This is a genomic window from Mycobacterium sp. PTI7 (assembly GCF_056679845.1).
The window spans coordinates 159116-179501 of the sequence record NZ_CM155252.1; the positions used below are offsets into that span (position 1 = coordinate 159116).

The following is a 20386-nucleotide window of genomic DNA, read 5'->3' on the forward strand; positions in this document are numbered from 1 at the left end:
GTGTCAGAACCCTTCGTTGTGGGGGAGTTCGGAGTCGGGGACGGCTCCCTCGATCGAGACGACGCGCACGGCGTCGCCCTCGACGTCGGAGACGTAGATGCGGGACGCCTTCGTCAGCGGCACCTCTTCGTCGCTGATCGCCCGGGATCGCACCCGGTTGCCGTCGGCGTCGACGAACGCGACCTCGCCCCAGCCCTGTGGGGGGATCTCGAGGGTGACCGTGCCGAGCAGTCCGACGTAGGACGACCGGCTCCTGTGCGAGTTGGACTGCTGACGCCGTAGGTAGGGGAGTGCGACGCCCTGGAGCAGACCCAGCAGGGCGGCTGCGCTGACCGCGGCGACGATGCCCGCCGGCACGGCACCGAGTCCGGCCCAGGTGCCGAGGAGACCGCCGGTGCCCGCGCCGAGCAGGGCCGCGGAGACGCTGGTGAGGCTGAGGAAGGGCATGCCGTCGCCGGTGCCGTGACCGAGGCCGTGGCCACCGACGTCGATCTCGACGAGCAGCAGGGAGGCCAGCACGGCGACGGCGCCGACGACGAACGCCACCAGGTAGACCGTGGTCACCCGTCCCCCTCCCCGTGCAGTCGCGCCAACCGCTCGCGTCACTCCCCGAACACCCGTAACGTGCGTGGTGACACCCCCGGGTGGACCTGCTGATCTAGATCCTCCCACCTCCCGCCCGCCCGTGGTGACGCGATTTTGGGAGGGCCGTCCGAGCGCGTACCATGGACCAACGGTGCGGCTTCCGCGCCGACTTCTTGCGTGCACGGTCTCGGAATCCCGGGGAATTCTCCCGATCCGGCTCACGTTTTTTGTCGGAATGAGGGCTGCGCCGACGGGCGCAACCAAATACGAAACCAAAAGCAAGGATCGCCAAAAAAGTATGGCCAAGAAAGACGGTGCCATCGAGGTCGAGGGCCGCGTGGTCGAGCCTCTGCCCAATGCGATGTTCCGCATTGAGCTGGAGAACGGACACAAGGTACTCGCTCACATCAGCGGCAAGATGCGGCAGCACTACATCCGCATCCTGCCCGAGGACCGCGTCGTGGTGGAGCTGTCTCCATACGACCTGTCCCGGGGCCGCATCGTGTACCGATACAAGTAACCCGCGTCCTACCCACAACCACGACACGTGACGTGCGCATGCGCGCGGCACCGCTAGACCACGAAGGATCGACACAGCCGTGAAGGTGAACCCGAGCGTCAAGCCGATCTGCGACAAGTGCAGGGTGATCCGCCGGCATGGGCGGGTCATGGTGATCTGCTCCGATCCCCGTCACAAGCAGCGGCAGGGCTGAGCGCGAGCTCAGGCCCCGAACCATCCACAACTGAATGCAGACCTCCCAGTACCACTGAGCGGCGTGAATCTTTAGAGGTTGCGCCGCCCTGAACGTCCGGCACGGAGGCCGGATCCCCCAAACAGCTCGACACGGGGGGAACGGACTGGGAACAGACCTCCGCATAGAAAAAGGAAAACCACCCCTGTGGCACGTCTACTGGGCGTAGATCTCCCGCGTGACAAGCGCATGGAGATCGCGCTGACCTACATCTACGGCATCGGCCGTACCCGCTCCCAGGAAATCCTGGCCGGCACCGGCATCGACCGGGACCTGCGCACCAAGGACCTGACCGACGACCAGGTCACGCAGCTGCGTGACTACATCGAAGGCAACCCCGACATCAAGGTCGAGGGCGATCTCCGCCGCGAGGTCCAAGCCGACATCCGTCGCAAGATCGAGATCGGCTGCTACCAGGGTCTGCGCCACCGTCGCGGCCTCCCGGTCCGCGGCCAGCGCACCAAGACCAACGCGCGCACCCGCAAGGGCCCGAAGCGCACCATCGCCGGCAAGAAGAAGGCCAGGTAACCCCAGATGGCAACCGCGAAGAAGACAGGTGGCCCCAAGAAGGGCCAGAAGACGCGCCGCAAGGAAAAGAAGAACGTCCCGCACGGCGCCGCTCACATCAAGAGCACCTTCAACAACACGATCGTGTCGATCACCGACCCCCAGGGCAACGTCATCGCCTGGGCCTCGTCGGGCCACGTGGGCTTCAAGGGCTCGCGCAAGTCGACGCCGTTCGCCGCCCAGCTCGCCGCCGAGAACGCTGCCCGCAAGGCGCAGGAGCACGGCGTCAAGAAGGTCGACGTATTCGTGAAGGGCCCGGGTTCGGGTCGTGAGACCGCCATCCGCTCACTGCAGGCCGCAGGCCTCGAAGTGGGTGCGATCTCCGACGTCACGCCGCAGCCGCACAACGGCTGCCGTCCGCCCAAGCGGCGCCGGGTCTAGGGAAGAGGATTTAGAGAATGGCTCGTTATACCGGACCCGTCACCCGCAAGTCGCGCCGCCTCGGCGTCGACCTCGTCGGTGGAGATCAGTCCTTCGAGAAGCGCCCCTACCCGCCCGGCCAGCACGGCCGCGCGCGGATCAAGGAGAGCGAGTACCGCCAGCAGCTGCAGGAGAAGCAGAAGGCCCGCTTCAGCTACGGCGTCATGGAGAAGCAGTTCCGTCGCTACTACGAAGAGGCCAACCGGCTGCCCGGCAAGACCGGTGACAACCTGCTGCGCATCCTCGAGAGCCGGCTCGACAACGTCGTGTACCGCGCCGGGCTCGCCCGCACGCGTCGCATGGCCCGTCAGCTGGTCAGCCACGGCCACTTCACCGTCAACGGCGTGAAGGTCGACATCCCCAGCTACCGCGTCTCGCAGTACGACATCATCGACATCAAGGAGCGCTCGCTCAACACGCTGCCCTTCGAGCTGTCGCGTCAGACCGCGGGCGATCGCCCGATCCCGGGCTGGCTGCAGGTCGTCGGCGAGCGTCAGCGGATCCTCGTCCACCAGCTGCCCGAGCGGGCCCAGATCGACATCCCGCTCACCGAGCAGCTCATCGTCGAGCTCTACTCCAAGTAGAGCTGCCTCCTGTCGGGCCAACCGGCCCGACAGGTCACTGACCGGCATCAAATAGCGGATGTCGAGAAGGAGATAACGCAACACCATGCTGATTTCACAGCGCCCCACCCTGTCCGAGGAGAGCTTGGCCGAGGATCGGTCCAAGTTCGTCATCGAGCCCCTGGAGCCCGGCTTCGGCTACACCCTGGGCAACTCGCTTCGACGCACGCTGCTGTCGTCCATCCCGGGCGCAGCGGTCACCAGCATCCGCATCGACGGCGTGCTGCACGAGTTCACCACCGTGCCGGGTGTGAAGGAAGACGTCACCGACATCATCCTGAACCTCAAGAGCCTGGTCGTGTCCTCGGAGGAGGACGAGCCCGTCACCATGTACCTGCGCAAGCAGGGCCCCGGTGCGGTCACCGCCGGTGACATCGTGCCGCCGGCCGGCGTGACGGTGCACAACCCGGACATGCACATCGCGACGCTGAACGACAAGGGCAAGCTCGAGGTCGAACTCGTCGTCGAGCGTGGCCGCGGCTACGTGCCCGCCGTGCAGAACAAGGCGTCGGGTGCCGAGATCGGCCGCATCCCGGTCGACTCGATCTACTCGCCCGTGCTCAAGGTGACCTACAAGGTGGAGGCCACCCGCGTCGAGCAGCGCACCGACTTCGACAAGCTGATCCTCGACGTCGAGACCAAGAACTCGATTTCCCCGCGTGACGCGCTCGCCTCGGCGGGCAAGACGCTGGTCGAACTCTTCGGTCTGGCACGGGAACTCAACGTCGAGGCCGAGGGCATCGAGATCGGCCCGTCGCCGGCCGAGGCAGACCACATCGCCTCGTTCGCGCTGCCGATCGACGACCTGGAACTCACCGTCCGGTCGTACAACTGCCTCAAGCGCGAAGGCGTGCACACCGTCGGCGAGCTGGTGTCGCGCACGGAGTCCGATCTGCTGGACATCCGCAACTTCGGCCAGAAGTCCATCGACGAGGTCAAGATCAAGCTGCACCAGCTCGGTCTCTCGCTGAAGGACAGCCCGGCCACGTTCGATCCGTCCGAGGTCGCCGGTTACGACGTCGCGACCGGCACCTGGAACAGCGATGCCGGCTACGACCTGGACGACACCCAGGACTTCGCCGAGACCGAACAGCTCTAACCCGCTTCACCTGCCTGAAGAACCGTCCCGGCCCTACCTGATACGGGGGTCGGCCACATTAGGAGATAGTCGCAATGCCCAAGCCCACAAAGGGACCCCGCCTCGGCGGGTCGTCTTCGCACCAGAAGGCGCTGCTGGCCAACCTGGCCACGTCGCTCTTCGAGCACGGCCGCATCAAGACGACCGAGCCCAAGGCGCGGGCGTTGCGCCCGTACGCGGAGAAGCTCATCACCCACGCCCGGAAGGGCACGCTGCACAACCGGCGTGAGGTGATGAAGAAGATCCGCGACAAGGACGTCGTGCACGTGCTGTTCGCCGAGATCGGCCCGTTCTTCGCCGACCGCGAGGGTGGCTACACGCGAATCGTCAAGGTGGAGGCACGCAAGGGCGACAACGCCCCGATGGCCGTCATCGAGCTGGTTCGCGAGAAGACCGTGACCAACGAGGCCAACCGCGCACGCCGCGCGGACGCGTCGCAGAAGGTCGCGGCCGCCGCCGCCCCGCAGGCCGCCGTCGAGCCCGAGGCGACCGACGGCCCCACGGCCGACGAGGCCGAGGAGACCACGACCGACGAGGCGCCCGAGGCTTCGGCCGACGAGGCCACGACGGACGGGGCTTCGACGGACGAGGCGAAGGCCGACGACGCCAAGTAGTGAACCGATGAACATGCCCGCCACCGACTCCGGTGGCGGGCATGTTCATGTTCCCGTCGCTGCGCTCGCCCCGGTTCGTCTCCGCCTGGACGTCTCCTACGACGGCACCGACTTCGCGGGATGGGCCACGCAGACCGACCAGCGCACCGTGGCCGGCGCCATCGACGACGCACTGTCGACGGTGTTCCGCCTACCGCTGGTGACGCGCGCCGCGGGACGAACCGACACCGGCGTGCACGCCACCGGTCAGGTGGCGCACGTCGACGTCCCCGCCGACGCGATCCCGCGGGCGTACCCGCGAACCCACCGTGACGGCGACGCCGAGTTCCTGCCGCTGGTCCGCAGGCTGGCGAAGCTCCTCTCCCCGGACGTCCGGGTGCGCGACGTGGTCCGTGCGCCGGACGGCTTCGACGCCCGCTTCTCGGCGCTGCGCCGTCACTACGAGTACCGGTTGTCGACGGCGCCGTACGGGGTCGACCCCGTCGACGCCCGCTTCGTGACGCCGTGGAACCGCGTGCTCGACCTCGACGCCATGCGGGCGGCATCGCGAGAGATGTTGGGACTGAACGACTTCGCGGCGTTCTGCCGACCCCGCGAGGGCGCCACCACCATCCGCGAGCTGCAGCGGCTCGACTGGTCGTCCGACGGGCACCTGATCACCGCCCACGTCACCGCCGACGCGTTCTGCTGGTCGATGGTCCGCTCGGTGGTCGGGGCGCTGCTCGCGGTCGGGGAGGGTCGCCTCGACCCGGCGTGGTGTGCGGGTCTGCTCGGCGAGACCAGCAGGTCGAGCGCGTTCGCGGTGGCACCGGCGCGCGGCCTGACGCTGGTGGCGGTCGACTACCCCGCCGATGCGGACCTCGCGTCACGCACCACGGTCACGCGGGACGTGCGGCGCTAGACCCGGCCGGCCACGAAGTCCGCGGCCTGGTTCACCATGCCGGCCTTGATGTAGGCGGGCGCGAGGTGGTCGGGCCAGTTGGCTTCCCAGTTGTTGGGGTCGCCGGGCACGCAGATCGGGTCGTCGCCGTGGCACATCTCGATGGTGCGTTCGCGATACACCGGGCTGAACGCGCCGATCGGACCCGCCCACGCGCTGCCGTTGCCGAACAGGGCGACGGCGGCGATGTGCGGATCGGCGTTCGGCGGCAGCGGGTTCTTGAACCCGAACGCCGAGAACGGCACGGCGAGGACGACGTCGGTGACCGCGGCGCCCAGCGAGTACCCGCCGAGCACGATCCGGGTGTCGGGGCAGCCCGCCATCGTCGACTGCACGCGGCGGCTCATGTCGTTGGCGCCGACGTCGATCTGGTTGTCGGCGGGGTAGTCCACCGAGTACAGCGAGACGTTCTTGTTCGTCTTGGAGCGCAGCGCGCTGACGAACGCGTTGCCGATCAGACCGGGGCCGCGGGGTTCGATGCGGCCGCGCGCGAAGATGACCTCGATGTCGGGGCACGCGGCCGCCGCCGTCGGTGTCGCGCTCGGTGCGACGACGCTGGGCACGGCGAGGAGTGCGCCCGCCACGAGGCAGACGGCGAGGGCAGCGGTGACGTGGCGACGGATCACGAAACCGATGCTAGCGGAACGCTTGGACGTTCCTGTGGGTCAAATCAGAGCAGGCCGGCGATGAAGTTAGCTGCGGCGTTGGTGGGTCCGCCGGCGTATGCGCGATGCGCAGCGACGTTCTCGCCGGGGCCGCACACGGGGTCCCCGCCGTTGCAGAGGTCGATGGACCGGCCGCCCCACACGGGACTCGAGGTGATCGGCAGACCGATCTTCGACGACGGGTTGCCGAACGTGGCGATGCCCGCGACGAAGTCCGGGGTGTTCGGCGGCAGCGGGTTGTTGAAGCCGATCGCGGGGATCGGGACTGCGGCGATCACGTCCATGACCGCGGCGCCCTGCGAGTAGCCGCCGAGGACCAGACGGGTGCCGGGGCAGGCGCCGATCATGTACTGGATGTGTCCGCTCGCGTCGTTGGCGCCGTTGGCGGCGGCGAGGAAGTCGTAGCTCGCGGGGTAGTTCACGGCATAGGCGCCCACCGAGCGGCCGCCGACCTTGCCGCGGAGATCGTCGACGAACGAGCCGCCGACCACGCCCAGCCCGGGCGCCTCGTTGGTGCCGCGTGCGAACACCACCTCGATGTCGGGGCAATCCGCTGCAGTGGCGGTGGCGATCGGCGCGATCAGCGCAGCGCCGGCGGTCAGGGTTGCTGCGGCGACGGTGACGAAGGACCGTCGAACAAGATCAAGGGGCACGGTGAATGGTAACGCGCCTGGCTGACAAAGATGGTTTGGGGGGCTAAACAAGTCCCGCGACGTAGGTCGCGGCCTGCACCGGCATGCCGGCGCCCACGTAGTCGCTGTGCGCGAAGGGGTTGCGGCCGCGCGAACAGATCGGGTCGCCGTCGGTGCACAGGTCGATTGCCCGACCGGCGAACACCGAGCTGGTGATCGGGATGCTGAACTTCGTCGAGGGGTTACCGAACACCGCCACGGCGGCGATGCTGGAGTCGTATGCCGCGGGCAGCGGCGGTGCGGATCCGATGTCGCCGATCTTGTTGCCCAGCGGCGGGATGCCGGCGAGCATGTCGACCGCGGCCGCACCCTGCGAGTAGCCGCCGAGAACGATGCGCGTGTCCGGGCACGTCGCCGACAGCGACTCGATGCGTGCCGCGGCGTCGTTGGCGCCGTCGGCCGCGGCGAGGAAGTCGTAGCTGGCGGGATAGACGACACCGTAGGTCGACACGGTCCGGCCGCCGAGCTGAGGAATCAGCGCGTCGACCATGGCCTGGCCGACCCGACCGATGCCCGGCGGCTCGCTGGTCCCGCGGGCGAAGATCACCTCGACGTCGGAGCAGGCCGCGGGCTCGGCCGTGGCGGGCGCGGCGGTGAAGAGGGTGGCCGCCGAGACGGCCGCCGAGACGATCGCGGCCAGCCGGAACGTCGTCGTGCGTGTGATCACTAGCTCATCTTCACATATCCGCGTCAGCGGCGACGAACGCTTTGCTCGACGGCTGCGGGCCGGGGCGGGGTCTCGGGCCACGTGGCCGCGGCGACCGTCTCGGTGCGGTCGCCCAGGCGGGCCAGCGCGAGGCCGACGAGGACCACCGCACCACCGATCGCCTGGATCGGCGAGACGGCCTGGCCGAGCAGCGCCCACGCCGCGAGCACGGCGAACAGCACCTCCGCGAGTCCGACGAGCGAGGCGAAGCGCGGCCGCAGCCGGGCGATGCCGATGATGCCGAGCGTGTACGCGATCGCGGTCGGTACGACGGCCAGCAACGCCACCGGCACCAGCCACGACGTGGTCCAGCCGGCGATGACGGCCTGGTTGGCGGTGAAGGTCAGCGGCATGATGCCGGTGACCCCGAGCAGTGCCACGGCGACGGCGCCCACGACGAGTCCGGCCGCGGCCAGCGTGATCGGGTGGATCGCCGCGTCGTCGTCGTCGCCGGTGGCCACCTCGTCCGACATCACGAAGTAGCAGGCCGCGCAGACGGCGGCGGCCAGGCCGAAGCCGACGCCGACGAGGTTGACGTGGGCACCGGCGAACACGTCGAGGACGAGCATGATGCCGAAGATCGCCAGGGCGACACCCGCCAGCACCAGGTTGCCGGGCCTGCGTCGCGTGGTCACCCACAGGTAGCCGACGACCAGCAGTGGCGCGGTGTACTCGAGCAGCAGGGCAACCGCCACCGACAGGTGCGCGACGGCGTTGTAGTAGAAGAGCTGGGCGCCGGCAATGGGCACGATGCCGTACGCGACGACGATCTTGGCGTGCCGTGACGCCTCGCGGACCCAGCCCGGCCGCATGATGGTGGCGACGACGGCCATCACGACGGCACCGCCCGCGAGACGTGCGGTGACGGCGGCGGTCGGCGACCAGCCGGCCTCCATCAGCGCTTTGGCCAGGGGGCCGGACATGCCGAACGCGAAGGCCGAGGCGACGGCGAACAGGAGGCCCGTGCGGAAGTGGTCCACCGCGGGTTCGCGGTCCAGGCTTGCTGCGGTCATGTGCCACCTCCAGGAATGTCGTGACGGCGCTGTCAGGAGTAAAATGCTTGTTGGTCATGACGGTATCGGTGAAGGGAGTCATGAGTCAAATGATTTTCAGTCATGACACAGAACTCACGTTGCGGGCCGCGTGTGTACTGATCAACACCGATCGCGTCGACGGCGAGTACCTCGCCGGCATGTCCGCGCTCGACGAGTACCTGGACGGCTTCGGCTGGACCGGCCGCCGCGACCGGGACGACGCCGAACTGCAGTCCGTCCATCGCCTGCGCGAACGGCTCGGCGCGATCTGGGCGGTCGCCGGCGACGAGGAACGCACCGTCGGTCAGGTCAACGCGCTGCTGAGCGACACCCGCGCCTCGCCTTGGCTGACCCGGCACCCCGAGATGCCCGAGTGGCACCTACACCTCGCGTCCATCCACGACCCGCTGTGGCAGCGCATGGGCGCGGAGATGGCGATGGCGCTCGCCGACCTGATCCGCGTGGGGGAGTTGCGCCGGCTCAAGGTCTGCGCGGCGTCCGACTGCGAGGCCGTGCTCGTCGACCTGTCCCGCAACCGATCGCGAATGTTCTGCGACACCGGCAACTGCGGCAATCGCCAGCACGTCGCGGCCTACCGCGAGCGGCTGCGCGAGGAATCGGTGTCCGACGGGGGTGCCGACGCCGGTTAGGTTCTAAGCCGGGGGTGCAATGGCTCGTCGAACGTCCACGTGGTCGGAGGTCGGCGCGCGCCGTCTCCAGCTCAGGCGCATGGAGCACGCGCTGGTTCGCAGGAACGTTGCGCTGCACGATGACCCGCTGCGTGCGCAGTCCCTCGCGCTGGTGATCGGGGCGCTGGTGGCGGTCGTCGTGGTCGCAGGATGTCTCGCCGTCGCGCTCGTCCGGCCGCGAGGTGACCTCGGATCGGCGCAGCTCGTAATCGCACGCGAGACCGGGGCGATGTACGTCCGCGTCGGCGACCTCTGGCACCCCACGCCGAACCTGGCCTCGGCGCGGTTGATCCTGCGCACGGCCGCCTCGCCGACGCTGGTGAATGCGACGGCTCTCGAGGGCGTCCGGCGCGGCCCCGCCATCGGGATCCCCGGTGCGCCGTCGTCGCTCGGACCCACCGCGGCATGGGACACCTGGACCGTGTGCGACGGCCGCGACACCCTGGTGACCGCCGGTGACGGTACGTCCCCCGCCGAGCGGCTCGACCCGGGCCGCAGCGTCCTCGTCACGCCGCGCGGCGAGAGCGCCGCGATCACCTACCTGCTGTACGACGGTCGCCGCGCGGCGGTGGACCTGCGCAACGCCGCCGTCGTGCGCTCGCTGCGACTCGACGGCGTTAGGCCGCAACCGGTTTCGCGTGCGCTGCTCGACACGGTGCCCGAGGTGGCGCCGATCGCCGCCCCGCCGGTCGAGCGGTCGGGCTCCGTCGGTCCGATGGGTGCGACCGTGGGGTCCGTCGTGCAGGTGGTCGGCACCGGCGCGACCGACCTGTACGTCGTCCTGGCCGACGGCGTCCAGCGCGTCGGCGAGGTGGCCGCCGATCTGATCAGGCTCACCTACGCGGGCGCGTCGGTCGGGGTCCCCGCGGTGTCCCCGGCGGCCATCGCGGCCACGCCCACCGTGGACCGGCTCGCGGTCGGCCACCTGCCCGACCGCGCCCGGACGCCTGCCACCGGACCCGCGGTCTGCGTGCGCTGGCGCGCCGGCGCGTCGCCGAATCCGGTGGTGTCGGTGGGCACGCCCGCCGACGTCGAGGGCGCGATCGTCCTGCCCCGGGCCGACGGCGCCGGGCCTCAGATCGACCGCGCGGCAATGCCGTCCGGCCGTGCGGCCTACGTCCGCGCCGCCCGCGTCCTCGCCGACGACGGGTCGACGGGGCCGACGTACCTGGTCGCGGACGACGGCACCGTCCATGGCGTGCGCGACGACGCCGCCGCGTCGGCGTTGGGGCTGACGGGGCCACCGATCGCGGCGCCGTGGCCGGTGCTCGCCTGGTTACCGCGGGGGCCCGAACTCGGCGTCGACGCGGCGCCGGCGCCGTAACGGTCCGGCCGCAAGCGTCAGCACCGCCGCACCGATCGCGACGCACGCCGCAGCGCTCCCGAACGCCATGGCCCGTGCCCCGTGCTGGCGTGGGGCAATAGGGGGTCGGGGCGTCGCGACGGTGCGGACCGTCGGCGCGGGGGCAGCGGCGCCGCCCCCGCTGAGCGCGGCGAGCGCGTCGACCACGCCGTGCCCGACGAGCGGGTTCCAGCCGGCGGTGGGGTGGATGGCCGTGTCCTCGATGCGGCGCATCACCTGGCGGGCAGTCAATTCCGGAGACCGCGAGCGGATCAGCGCGGCGACGGCGGCCACCACCGGCGCCGCGTAGCTGGTGCCCGACACCGGCCGGCCGTCGGCGGTCTCCGCGGTCACGCCGTCGCCCGCCGGGTCGAGGGACAGGACGTCCTCGCCGGGTGCCGCCACGTCCACCCACGGACCCGCGACGCCGAACGTCGAGGGACGCCCGTCATCGTCCACCGACCCGACGGTGAGGACGTGGTCGTCGTACCAGGCGGGGCTCACCACGACGGCCACCCCGTCCCAGTCGGGCGACCCGCCGCGCACCGGGTTCTGCCCGTCACAGTCGCCGCCGACGTTGCCCGCCGCGACCACCACGACGGCGTTCTTCACGTCGACGGCGTAGGCCAGGGCTGCGCCCAGCGCCCGGTCGTCGAGGGGTTCGGTGGCGGGCGCGCAGGCGACCGTCGACACGTTGATGACGGTGGCACCGGCGTCCGCGGCGGTCCGGATCGCCCGGGCCAGCGTCCGCACGTCCCCGACGCCCATGCCGCCGTCGTCGATCCGGTGGAACTCGACGCTCGACTGACGGATCGCGAGAATCGTCGCCTCGGGCGCGATTCCGGAGAACTCCTCGGTCGGGTCCGCGCCGATGATGCCCGCGACGACGGTGCCGTGCCCGTCGCAGTCCTGTGTGCCGTCGCCGGTGCCGACGTAGTCGCCGCCGGGCACCAGGCGGGGGAGGAGCCGATGCCGCGCCACGCCGGTGTCGATGACCGCGACGGTCTGCCCAGCTCCGCGGCTCAGGTTCCACAGCGCCTGCATGGTCGTCGGGTCCATCCGCGGGCGACCCGTGACCTTGCCGCGCGCGCCCGCGGACCGGCAGGTGCCGGCCTGCTCCGTTCGGCCGGGCGGTGACGGTGCGTCGGCGACCGGCAGTGCTGCGGCGTCGACCGGGGGCGGCCCCACCGCGCCCGCCGTCGGCGCGGTGCCGATGGCGGCGACGAGGACCGCCGTGACGGCGACCGGTGCCCAGCGGGCGGTCACGGCAGGTGCCAGCCGCGGGCGGCGGCGTAGAGGCCGGCCACCCAGCAGGCGAGCGGAATGACTGCGGCGATGGCGACGTACTCCGCGGCGTCGACGATCCGTCCGAGCATGGGACCCGGCTCGCGGCCGACGCCGGCGGCCAGACCGGCCGCCGCGAGCAGGGCGGCCGCCCACGGCGCGAGGCTCGGCAGGGTTAGCACCGTGACGACGAGACCTGCTGTCGCACAGCACGTACCGCCGACGAGGAGGGCGAGGCGCCGGATCGGGTCGACGTGGGACCGGGCGCGCAGGGCGAGCACGGCCGCGAGGGCGGCGGTGAACGCGAGAGCCCGGCCGTCGGGTGCCGACACCGCCACGAGCACGGCACCGAGGGTTGCGGCGAGCACCGCTCCGACCACCAACCCGTCCAGGATGGTGTGAGCGCGGTTCGGGTCAGCGGCGGCAAGTACGGCGAGCCGTCCGGAGAGGCCCAGCGTGCCCAGCGCCGTCGTCGCGAGCACGACGCCCGCGGTGGCGACCGGTATCGACCACGCGGTCGCCACCGCGGCCCCCACCGCCGCGAGTGCCGAGAAGCACGTCGCTGCAACGACTGTCGCCGATGGCCCGCGCAGCCGGATGAGCAGGACCGCCGCGGTGCCCGCTGCGGCGGCGGCCACCAGCACGTTGCCGGCCACCACGCCGGGTGGCACCACGAGGCATCCGGTCACCGCCCATGCCACCACCGCCGCGAGGTCCATCCCGCGGCCGGTCGTCGCGCACGCAATGACCGCCGCGACCGCCAGGTGCACCCACCGGTGCTCGGCGCCGAGTCCCGCCCAGCACAGCGCCACCAGGCCGACCGCGACGGCACCCGACCCGAGGTCGACCCGTGCGGTGGGTGGGACCGCTGCCGTGGCCACCTCCCTCGCCACGTCCCAGTGCGGGCGTCGCGGTGGGACCGGCATGTCGGTCACCAGGAGCAGCGCATCCCCGTCGCGGATGCCGTTCTCCGTCAACGTCAGGTGCTCGTCGACGGGCGTGCCCGACGGGTGGAGCAGCCGGAAGCGGGTGGCGTCCACCGAGGCGTGCCGGCCGGTGAGTGCGACGACGTCGGGCAGCAGTCCCGAGACGGGCCGGGCCGCGGGGAGCGCGACGTCGACCGTCGCGTCGTCGGTGTGAATGGACAACAGGCACAGCGGCATCGCGTCACGCTAACCCGCCCCGACGGGTGTCCGACGCAGCAATATCCGATGGAACCGCCGACGCTCCCGGTGCGTCCAATCAACGATGGAGCCGCTCAGGACGGGCCGTGTGCCCGCACCGCCGATGGACGTCGCGGACGTCGCCGTCGACGCACCGCCGGACCTGCCGCGCGCCGCGGCGGCCAGCCCGATGGCGCGGGTGTTGCCGATCGTGATGCTCGTGGCCGTCGGGGGCATGGCGCTGCTGTACTTCGGCTCCGGGACGGGAAGTCGCGGTCCGACGACGCTGCTGTTCCCGGCGATGATGGCGGTGTCGGTGCTGGGATCGTTCGCCTACGGGATGCGTGGCACGCGCCGCGCCGCCGACCTCGAGGTCGCCCGCCGACGATATCTGCGCTACCTCGACGAACTCGACGCGATGGCCGCGAGAAGCGCTGAGGCGCAGCATGCGTCGATGCACTGGCAGCATCCCGACCCGGCCACGCTGTGGACCGTCGCGGGTGGTGACCGGACCTGGGAACGCCGATGGTCGGAGCCGGACTTCTGTCACGTGCGCGTGGGCATGGGACCCGGCGTTCCGTCGATGCGGCTGATCGCGCCCAGCGTGGCACTCGGCGGCGACGGCGACCCGTACGCCGTCGAGGCTGCCGCGACGCTCGTCGCCCACGCATCGACGGTCGACGACCTGCCCGTCGTCGTGGACCTGACCGACCACGGGGTGATGGCCGTGGACGGCGACGCCGACACCGCGCGTGCCACGGCCCGCGCGCTCGTCTGCCAGCTCGCCGTCTTCCACCACCCCGACGACGTCGCCGTGGTCGCGGTGGTCGACGACTCCACCGCGCCGCTGTGGGATTGGCTGAAGTGGCTGCCGCACCATCGCGACCCGAGCCGGACGGACGACGCCGGTCCGGTGCGCATGCTGCACCGCCGCGCGCGGGCGGCACCGTCGACGGGTGCTCGCAGCGTCGTGGTCGTCGCCGACGGGGGAGGGGTGTCGACCGTCGAGTCGGGCGCCACCGTGCTCGTCGTCGGTGGATCCGGTGGACTGGCCGTCGACCACCGGATCGCCGCGGCCCGCCCGGACGGCCTCACCCTGGCCGAGGCGACCGCGTGTGCCCGTCGCGTCGCCGCGGTCGACCGGGGAGCGGCGGCCCGGGTCAGCCGCGTCGACTGGGCGTCGCTGGTGGGGATCGGCGACCCGGCGATGGTCGACGTGGTCCGGACGTGGTTGCCGCGCAACGGCTCCGCGCGGCTCCGGGTCCCGATCGGTGTCCACGAGGACGGTGAACCGGTCGATCTGGACCTGAAGGAGGCCGCGCAGGGTGGCATGGGCCCGCACGGGTTGTGCGTCGGTGCGACCGGCTCGGGCAAGAGTGAACTGCTGCGCACGCTGGCGCTCGGTCTGGTGACAACGCACTCACCTGACGCGTTGAACCTGGCACTGATCGACTTCAAGGGCGGGGCGACCTTCCGCGGATTCGAACGGCTGCGACACGTGGCGGCCGTCATCACGAACCTGGCCGAGGAGGCGCACCTGGTGACCCGCATGCGGGATGCGCTCGCCGGTGAGATGACCCGTCGGCAGGAGCTGCTCCGCGGGAGGGGCGGATTCGCGAGCATCGCCGACTACGACCGGGCGCGGGCAGCAGGCGTGGCGCTTCCGCCGCTACCCGCACTGCTGATCGTCGTCGACGAGTTCTCCGAACTGCTGGCGCAGCAGCCGGATCTCGCGGAGCTGTTCGTGGCGATCGGGAGGCTCGGCCGCTCGCTGGGCATGCATCTGCTGCTCGCCAGTCAGCGGCTCGACGAGGGTCGGTTGCGCGGCCTCGAGTCGCACCTGTCCTACCGCATCGCGCTGAAGACGTTCTCGCCGTCGGAGTCCCGCACGGTGCTGGGAACCTCCGACGCGCACGACCTGCCGAGCACGCCCGGTGCGGCCTACCTCAAGACCGTCGACGGTCGGTTGACGAGGTTCACCGCGGCGCACGTGTCGGGTGGCGTCGTGAGCGCATGCCCGGCGCCGACCGCTGCCGATGCGGCCGCGCCGTTCACCGGTGCCCGGGTGGGCGACGTCCGGATCCCGGAGACGACGACGTCCGACCGGGCCGTCGTCGACGTGGTCGTGGAGCGCCTCGCGGGTCACGGTCGGCCGGCGCACGCGGTGTGGTCGCCGCCGTTGACGGCGTCGCCCAAGGTGGGCGAGGTACTCGAGGCGCCCGGCGCGCTGCCGTCGCTGTCGATCCCGATGGGGCTGGTGGACAGGCCGTTCGAGCAGCGCCGCGACGTCCTCGTCGTCGAGCTGGCTGGTACTGGCGGCAACGTCGCCGTCGTGGGCGGACCGCGGTCGGGGAAGTCGACGGCACTGCGGACACTGGTGCTCGCGCTGGCGGCGACGCACCCACCCGACGCCGTGCACGTCTACGGCCTCGACTTCGGCGGTGGCACCCTGGCGGCGACCTCGGTGCTGCCGCACGTCGGCGCCGTCGCCGGACGCTTCGACGTCGAGCTGGCCCGCCGCATCCTCGCCCGGACGGCCGCGCTGGTGTCCGAACGCGAGGCCCGGAGGCGCAGCGGGGCAGGGGAAGCCGACGACGCCGACGTGTTCCTGGTGATCGACGGGTGGGCGGCCGCGCGTCGCGAACTCGACGGTGTGGACGAGGCCGTCACCGCCCTGGCCGGACAGGGCCTCGCGGTCGGTGTGCACGTCGTCCTGTCGGCGGGGCGGTGGGCCGACCTGCGGCCCGCGCTCAAGGACCAGCTCGGTACACGGCTGGAGCTGCGGCTGGGCGATCCCGCCGAATCGGAGATGGACCGCGCGAAGGCGCGATTGCTCGCCGGCAGGCCGCCCGGGCGTGGCATCACGCGCGACGGGCAGGAACTCGCGGTGGCGCTGCCCCGTCTGGATGCCGAGCCGGTCGACCCGGACGAGGCGCTCGTCGCCGCGGCGGCGATGCTGTCCGCCCGGTACGGCGGCCGCGCGGCGCCGCCGGTGCGCACGCTGCCCACCCGGGTCGACCTCGCCGACCTGCCACTGCCGGGCGCGACCGACGTACCGCTCGGCATCGACGACGACCTGTGCCCGCTGACTGTCGACTTCGACGACCAGTCGCACCTGGTAATTCTCGGGGAGACCGGGTGCGGAAAGACTGCCGTCCTGCGCACGGTCGGTCGGGGTGTGGCCGCAGCGGGGTCCGCGTCGCTCGTGGTCGTCGACCCGCGGCGCACACTGCTCGGTGTCGTCGACGAGGCCCGGTACTCGACGTCGGCCGACGTCGCACGCGCCCACGTGTCCGAGGTGTGCGCGATGCTGCGTGGCCGGCTGCCCGGACCCGACGTCACGCAGCGCCAGCTGCGCGAGCGGTCGTGGTGGACGGGTCCGCACGCGTGGGTGATCGTCGATGACTACGACCTCGTCGCCGACGCGGCCGGCGGCAACCCGCTGCTCGAGCTGCTGGATCTGTTGCCGCACGCCCGTGACGTCGGCCTGCACGTGGTCATCGCGCGGCGCTCCGGTGGCGCGGCGAGGGCGATGTTCGATCCCGTGCTGGCGCGTCTGCGCGATCTCGGTGCGATGGGGCTGATGATGAGCGCCCGGCCCGACGAGGGACCGCTGTTCGGGTCGCTGCGGCCGACGGTGCAACCGCCTGGACGCGGTCTGCTGATCCGGCGGGGCCGGGCCGACCTGCTCGTCCAGGTGGCATGGGTGGAGCCGACGTGACCGTCGTGCTGATGGGTCCGGTGGCGGTCCGCGGTCCCGGGTTCGTCGCTCCCGAGGCGGCGGCGGAGGCGCTGGCGTGCATCGACGACGAACTCGCGCTCGTCGACGAACGCGCCGTCCGGGTCGACGCCCTCTGGGCCGACGTGATGCGGGCAGCGGCCGGTCCGTCCGCCGGAGAGGTCGTCCTGGTGGTGCCGTCCTGGTGGGCACCGGAGCGCGTCGGGCGCGTCGAGGCCGCCGGGCGACGAGCGGGTCTGGCCGTGACGTCGAGACCGCGATCGGAGTCGCTGCGTCGCAACGGCACTCACGTCGTCGAAGTCGCACCGGACGTCGTCGCGATCCATCCGCCGGGCCGGGACACCGTGCTGGTGCCGAGGGTGGGGCGGCAACCCGAGGTCGTGGACGAGGTCGTGACGCAGCTGCGCGACGCGATCGCCGTGCTGATCGACGATCCGGTCGGCGGATTCGGTTCCGCTCTGGCGCAACGACTTCGGATGCGGCGGGTGCGGGTCGACGTCGCCGACGACGACATGCTGCGGTCGTGTCCCCCGCGACGGTCGCGGTTCCGGTTGCCGCCGGTCGGGCCACGCGTGGCCGTGGCCGCGGCCGCGAGTGCGGTGGTCGTGGCGCTGTGCGGCGCCGCGGTGTGGCATGGCGCGGAGGCCGACGAGCCGCCCGCGACCACGTGGCTGGTCGAGGGGCGAGTGGCCGTCGAGGTACCGGCGGACTGGGTGGCCGAACGCATCGTCGACGGTCCTGGGTCGGCGAGGGTGGAGGTGATGTCGCCGGCGGGTGAGGTCATCCACCTCACGCAGTCTCCGATCCCTGCGGGGCAGCCGTTGAGTGCCGCCGCCGACGTGGTGCGCACCGCGTTGGCGGCGCAGTCCGAGACCGTGTTCACGGCGTTCGACCCGGCGGCGGAGGTGGCCGGCGTGGCCGCGATGACGTATCGCGAGACCCGGCCCGGTCGGCACGTCGACTGGACGCTGGTGCTCGACGGCGCGGTCCGGATCGCCATCGGATGCCAGGGGACCGACGCGGTGCCGGCACCCGAGGGGCACTGCCTGCACGCCGTCCGGACCGCACGGGCGATCACGTGAAATCGGTTCGTGGGCAATGGAACCGATCCGACGTCCACCGCGTCCTATTGACAGGACCGATAAAGAAGGAGACCACATGACCAACCCAGGGGGCGGGGCGCTCACCACCGACTTCGACGTGATGTCCGCGGTGGCCGGCCGGATCGACGCCCGCAACGAGGAGGTCCGCGCGATGCTCGGGTCGTTCATCGGCCAGATGTCGAGCGTGCCGCCGTCGGTGTGGGGCGGCGCCGCCGCGACCCGGTTCGCCGGCGTGGTCGACCGGTGGAACGCGGAGTCGATGACGCTGCACACCGCGCTGTCCCGCATCGCCGAGACCATGCGCCACAACGAGACCACCCTGCGGGAGGCCGCCGAGGCGCACGCGCAGGGCATCTCGACCATCGCCGCGTCGCTGTAGCGGCCGGCATCCCAACCACCGAAATGGAGCACCCGTGGATCCGCTGCTGTCCTACGACTTCACCGAGATCGAGTTCACCGTCCGCCAACAGATCCATGCCACGTCGGCCCGGTTCAACGCTGCGCTGGACGACCTGCGCGCGCAGATCGCCCCGCTGACCGCGGTGTGGAGCCGTGAGGCGGCCGAGGCCTACCGCGTCGAACAGGCGCGGTGGGATCAGTCCGCCGCGGCGCTGAACGACATCCTGTTCCGGCTGGGCAACGCCGTCCGCGACGGTGCCGACGACGTCGCGGCCACCGACCGCCGCGCCGCCGCGGCGTGGGGGACGTAGCCGCTGCAGAAATAGCGGCCCACCAGACTCTGTGCGGCCCCGCAAGGTAGGAGAGGACCGAGCGGGGCCGCACAGGCACGTTCTCAGAACGGCGGTGGTGGTTCGGGTTCGCGGCGTTTGTTCTCGAGGAAGGTTTCCTCGTAGGTGTAGTCCTCTTCGCAGCGGTGCAGGGGCGGCGGATTGATCCGGAACTCCCGGTTGGCGTGGCGTTCGGCGACGATGTCGGCGGTCTGCTGGGCGGCGCGGGTGCGTCTGCGGCGCGGCATCATCGCCGTGCGGTCACCACCGGACTCCTCGCCCCCGGGTTCGGGGGTGGTGGGTTCGGCCGGTCCGGTCGGTTGGCTCAGCGCCGGGAAGATGTCCCCGCTGCCCGGCGACGTCGGATAGCACTCCCCGGCCGGGGACGTCCACAGCACCGTCCCATCCGGTAGCTGTCGGTCCCGCCACCCCCAGAACGTCTTGCACAGGTGATGAAAACGGCACAGGCACTTCAGGTTCGACGCGTGCGTGCGCCCACCCGCCGCCCAGGGGACGGTGTGGTCGACGTCGCAGCCGAACGCCGGCTCCTCACACCCGGGGAACCGGCACGTCAGATCCCGGGCCCGGACGAAGTCCGCCAACGCCCGCGACGGCCGGTACCGGCACTCCGGCTCCGCAGCCGCACCGGGATGCAACACCGGCCGGATCAGCGCATCCTGCGCCAACGCTGTGATGATCTCCGGGGCGATCAACCCCTCATACCCGGCGGTGATCGCGACCCCGCGCCGATCCCCGGCCAGCGCGGCCCGGTCGGCGACGACGTGGATCACCACCGCACTGGTCACACCCCGCCCGCCGGCGGGGCAGTCGTCGCGGCGGCAGTGGCACGCCATCCGGTCCGCCCCGGCGGCCATCGCGCCGATCGCATCCCCGCGCCGCTGCGCGCGGGTGCGGGGGTCGTGTTCGCAGACGGTGTCGGCCAACTCGCTCAACCGCGCCGACGCAGCGGCGGCATCGGTCGCGAAGATCGTGGCCGTGAAATAGGCGAGGCCGTGTTCGATGCCCTCCACCGTCACCCCACGGTCGGTGACCCGGTGCTCGCGGCGGCGCACCGCGTCGAGGTCGACCTCGGCGACGATCGCATCGATCCGGCCGTCCAACGCGGTCCGGTTCAACCGACCCCACCGTGGTGCCCGCTTCGCCAGGACGGCGTCGACCCCGGCGAGGACCACGTCGTCGAGGATCAACCCGGTCCGAAACGCCGCCGCCCGAAACAGCGCCTCGTCGACGTCGCCGGCCAGGAACCGCGCGCCCAGCAGGGGGAGCTGTTCCCGCAGCGCGCGGGCGTACCGGACGTGCGCGCCGGCCCGGCTGCGGGATACCCCGAGGGCGGCGGCGATCTCCACCGTCGCCGCACCGGTCGCATCGACCCACCACTCCTCGGTGTCCTCACCGTCCTGCGCCAACCGCAACGCCATGAAGTCCGCGATCGCCACCAACCGTTGGGCTGCGGCCTGAGCCTCCGCACGCGCCGCGACGCCCATGCGCTGCAACAGCAGCGGCGCGGGATCGGATGACTCGAACACGTGTTCGATTCTACTGGGCACCACCGACAAGCGGCCCGAGCCGGAATCACCGGGC

22 protein-coding genes are annotated in these 20386 nt (G+C 71.4%); 14 read left to right on the top strand and 8 right to left on the bottom strand.

Annotated features, from left to right (window positions below; translation table 11 throughout):
- Positions 1 to 3: 3 nt before the first annotated feature.
- The gene (locus AC1MEY_RS00760) at positions 4 to 564 is read right to left on the bottom strand and encodes a hypothetical protein (protein WP_480228859.1); all 561 of its coding nucleotides are present in this window, start codon (positions 562 to 564) and stop codon (positions 4 to 6) included.
- Between the two features lie 319 nt (positions 565 to 883).
- Between AC1MEY_RS00760 and infA the strand changes: the two genes are divergently transcribed.
- The 8 genes from infA (at position 884) to truA (ending at position 5600) form a co-directional block, all read left to right on the top strand.
- Positions 884 to 1105, top strand: a complete 222-nt coding sequence (infA, locus tag AC1MEY_RS00765) for a translation initiation factor IF-1 (protein WP_003418601.1) — start codon at positions 884 to 886, stop codon at positions 1103 to 1105.
- Positions 1106 to 1184: 79 nt separating this feature from the next.
- The gene (gene rpmJ / locus AC1MEY_RS00770; RefSeq protein WP_003879483.1) at positions 1185 to 1298 is read left to right on the top strand and encodes a 50S ribosomal protein L36; all 114 of its coding nucleotides are present in this window, start codon (positions 1185 to 1187) and stop codon (positions 1296 to 1298) included.
- A 186-nt stretch (positions 1299 to 1484) separates the two neighbouring features.
- Complete coding sequence (gene rpsM, locus AC1MEY_RS00775) at positions 1485 to 1865, top strand: 30S ribosomal protein S13 (protein ID WP_480228860.1); 381 nt, start codon at positions 1485 to 1487, stop codon at positions 1863 to 1865.
- Positions 1866 to 1871: 6 nt separating this feature from the next.
- Entirely contained in the window at positions 1872 to 2285 is a 414-nt protein-coding gene (rpsK, locus tag AC1MEY_RS00780; protein WP_163797196.1) for a 30S ribosomal protein S11, read from the top strand.
- Positions 2286 to 2302: 17 nt separating this feature from the next.
- A complete protein-coding gene (gene rpsD / locus AC1MEY_RS00785) occupies positions 2303 to 2908 on the top strand; it encodes a 30S ribosomal protein S4 (RefSeq protein ID WP_480228861.1) in 606 nt (201 codons plus the stop codon).
- 85 nt (positions 2909 to 2993) lie between these two features.
- A complete protein-coding gene (locus tag AC1MEY_RS00790) occupies positions 2994 to 4046 on the top strand; it encodes a DNA-directed RNA polymerase subunit alpha (RefSeq protein WP_480228862.1) in 1053 nt (350 codons plus the stop codon).
- A gap of 74 nt (positions 4047 to 4120) precedes the next feature.
- Positions 4121 to 4699 carry a 50S ribosomal protein L17 gene (rplQ, locus tag AC1MEY_RS00795; RefSeq protein ID WP_480228863.1) on the top strand — a complete coding sequence of 193 codons (579 nt, stop codon included), beginning with the start codon at positions 4121 to 4123 and terminating at the stop codon, positions 4697 to 4699.
- Between the two features lie 7 nt (positions 4700 to 4706).
- Positions 4707 to 5600 (top strand): tRNA pseudouridine(38-40) synthase TruA, encoded by an 894-nt coding sequence (gene truA, locus AC1MEY_RS00800; RefSeq protein ID WP_480228864.1) that lies wholly within the window; start codon positions 4707 to 4709, stop codon positions 5598 to 5600.
- Here the strand turns inward: truA and AC1MEY_RS00805 are convergent.
- Genes AC1MEY_RS00805 through AC1MEY_RS00820 form a run of 4 tightly spaced genes read right to left on the bottom strand, consistent with a single transcriptional unit; the run spans position 5597 to position 8715 of the window.
- A complete protein-coding gene (locus tag AC1MEY_RS00805) occupies positions 5597 to 6265 on the bottom strand; it encodes a cutinase family protein (protein ID WP_480228865.1) in 669 nt (222 codons plus the stop codon). The two genes, truA and AC1MEY_RS00805, sit on opposite strands and share 4 nt — an antisense overlap.
- A gap of 44 nt (positions 6266 to 6309) precedes the next feature.
- Positions 6310 to 6957: a cutinase family protein gene (locus AC1MEY_RS00810; RefSeq protein ID WP_480228866.1), complete on the bottom strand. Its 648-nt coding sequence runs from the start codon at positions 6955 to 6957 to the stop codon at positions 6310 to 6312.
- 43 nt (positions 6958 to 7000) lie between these two features.
- Positions 7001 to 7660 carry a cutinase family protein gene (locus AC1MEY_RS00815; RefSeq protein ID WP_480231728.1) on the bottom strand — a complete coding sequence of 220 codons (660 nt, stop codon included), beginning with the start codon at positions 7658 to 7660 and terminating at the stop codon, positions 7001 to 7003.
- A gap of 26 nt (positions 7661 to 7686) precedes the next feature.
- Complete coding sequence (locus tag AC1MEY_RS00820; protein ID WP_480228867.1) at positions 7687 to 8715, bottom strand: EamA family transporter; 1029 nt, start codon at positions 8713 to 8715, stop codon at positions 7687 to 7689.
- A gap of 89 nt (positions 8716 to 8804) precedes the next feature.
- Here AC1MEY_RS00820 and AC1MEY_RS00825 point away from each other — a divergent pair, with 89 nt between their 5' ends.
- On the top strand, positions 8805 to 9386 hold the full coding sequence (locus tag AC1MEY_RS00825; protein ID WP_480231729.1) for a CGNR zinc finger domain-containing protein: 582 nt from the start codon (positions 8805 to 8807) through the stop codon (positions 9384 to 9386).
- 79 nt (positions 9387 to 9465) lie between these two features.
- Positions 9466 to 10749 (top strand): type VII secretion protein EccB, encoded by a 1284-nt coding sequence (gene eccB, locus AC1MEY_RS00830; RefSeq protein ID WP_480228868.1) that lies wholly within the window; start codon positions 9466 to 9468, stop codon positions 10747 to 10749.
- Here the strand turns inward: eccB and mycP are convergent.
- The gene (mycP, locus tag AC1MEY_RS00835) at positions 10702 to 12033 is read right to left on the bottom strand and encodes a type VII secretion-associated serine protease mycosin (protein WP_480228869.1); all 1332 of its coding nucleotides are present in this window, start codon (positions 12031 to 12033) and stop codon (positions 10702 to 10704) included. The genes eccB and mycP overlap by 48 nt on opposite strands.
- Positions 12030 to 13214, bottom strand: coding sequence for an EsaB/YukD family protein (locus tag AC1MEY_RS00840; protein ID WP_480228870.1), 1185 nt, complete (start codon positions 13212 to 13214; stop codon positions 12030 to 12032). The genes mycP and AC1MEY_RS00840 overlap by 4 nt, the downstream gene beginning before the upstream one ends.
- A 124-nt stretch (positions 13215 to 13338) precedes the next feature.
- Between AC1MEY_RS00840 and eccCb the strand changes: the two genes are divergently transcribed.
- From eccCb to AC1MEY_RS00860, 4 genes are all read left to right on the top strand, one after another.
- Positions 13339 to 16935, top strand: coding sequence for a type VII secretion protein EccCb (gene eccCb, locus AC1MEY_RS00845; protein WP_480231730.1), 3597 nt, complete (start codon positions 13339 to 13341; stop codon positions 16933 to 16935).
- Positions 16932 to 18035 (top strand): type VII secretion-associated protein, encoded by a 1104-nt coding sequence (locus AC1MEY_RS00850; protein ID WP_480228871.1) that lies wholly within the window; start codon positions 16932 to 16934, stop codon positions 18033 to 18035. The genes eccCb and AC1MEY_RS00850 overlap by 4 nt, the downstream gene beginning before the upstream one ends.
- 76 nt (positions 18036 to 18111) lie before the next feature.
- Positions 18112 to 18435, top strand: coding sequence for a WXG100 family type VII secretion target (locus tag AC1MEY_RS00855; RefSeq protein WP_480228872.1), 324 nt, complete (start codon positions 18112 to 18114; stop codon positions 18433 to 18435).
- Positions 18436 to 18469: 34 nt separating this feature from the next.
- On the top strand, positions 18470 to 18766 hold the full coding sequence (locus AC1MEY_RS00860; protein ID WP_480228873.1) for a WXG100 family type VII secretion target: 297 nt from the start codon (positions 18470 to 18472) through the stop codon (positions 18764 to 18766).
- Between the two features lie 83 nt (positions 18767 to 18849).
- On the opposite strand, the gene AC1MEY_RS00865 is transcribed toward AC1MEY_RS00860, so the two are convergent.
- On the bottom strand, positions 18850 to 20331 hold the full coding sequence (locus AC1MEY_RS00865; protein WP_480228874.1) for an HNH endonuclease signature motif containing protein: 1482 nt from the start codon (positions 20329 to 20331) through the stop codon (positions 18850 to 18852).
- Positions 20332 to 20386 lie beyond the last annotated feature (55 nt).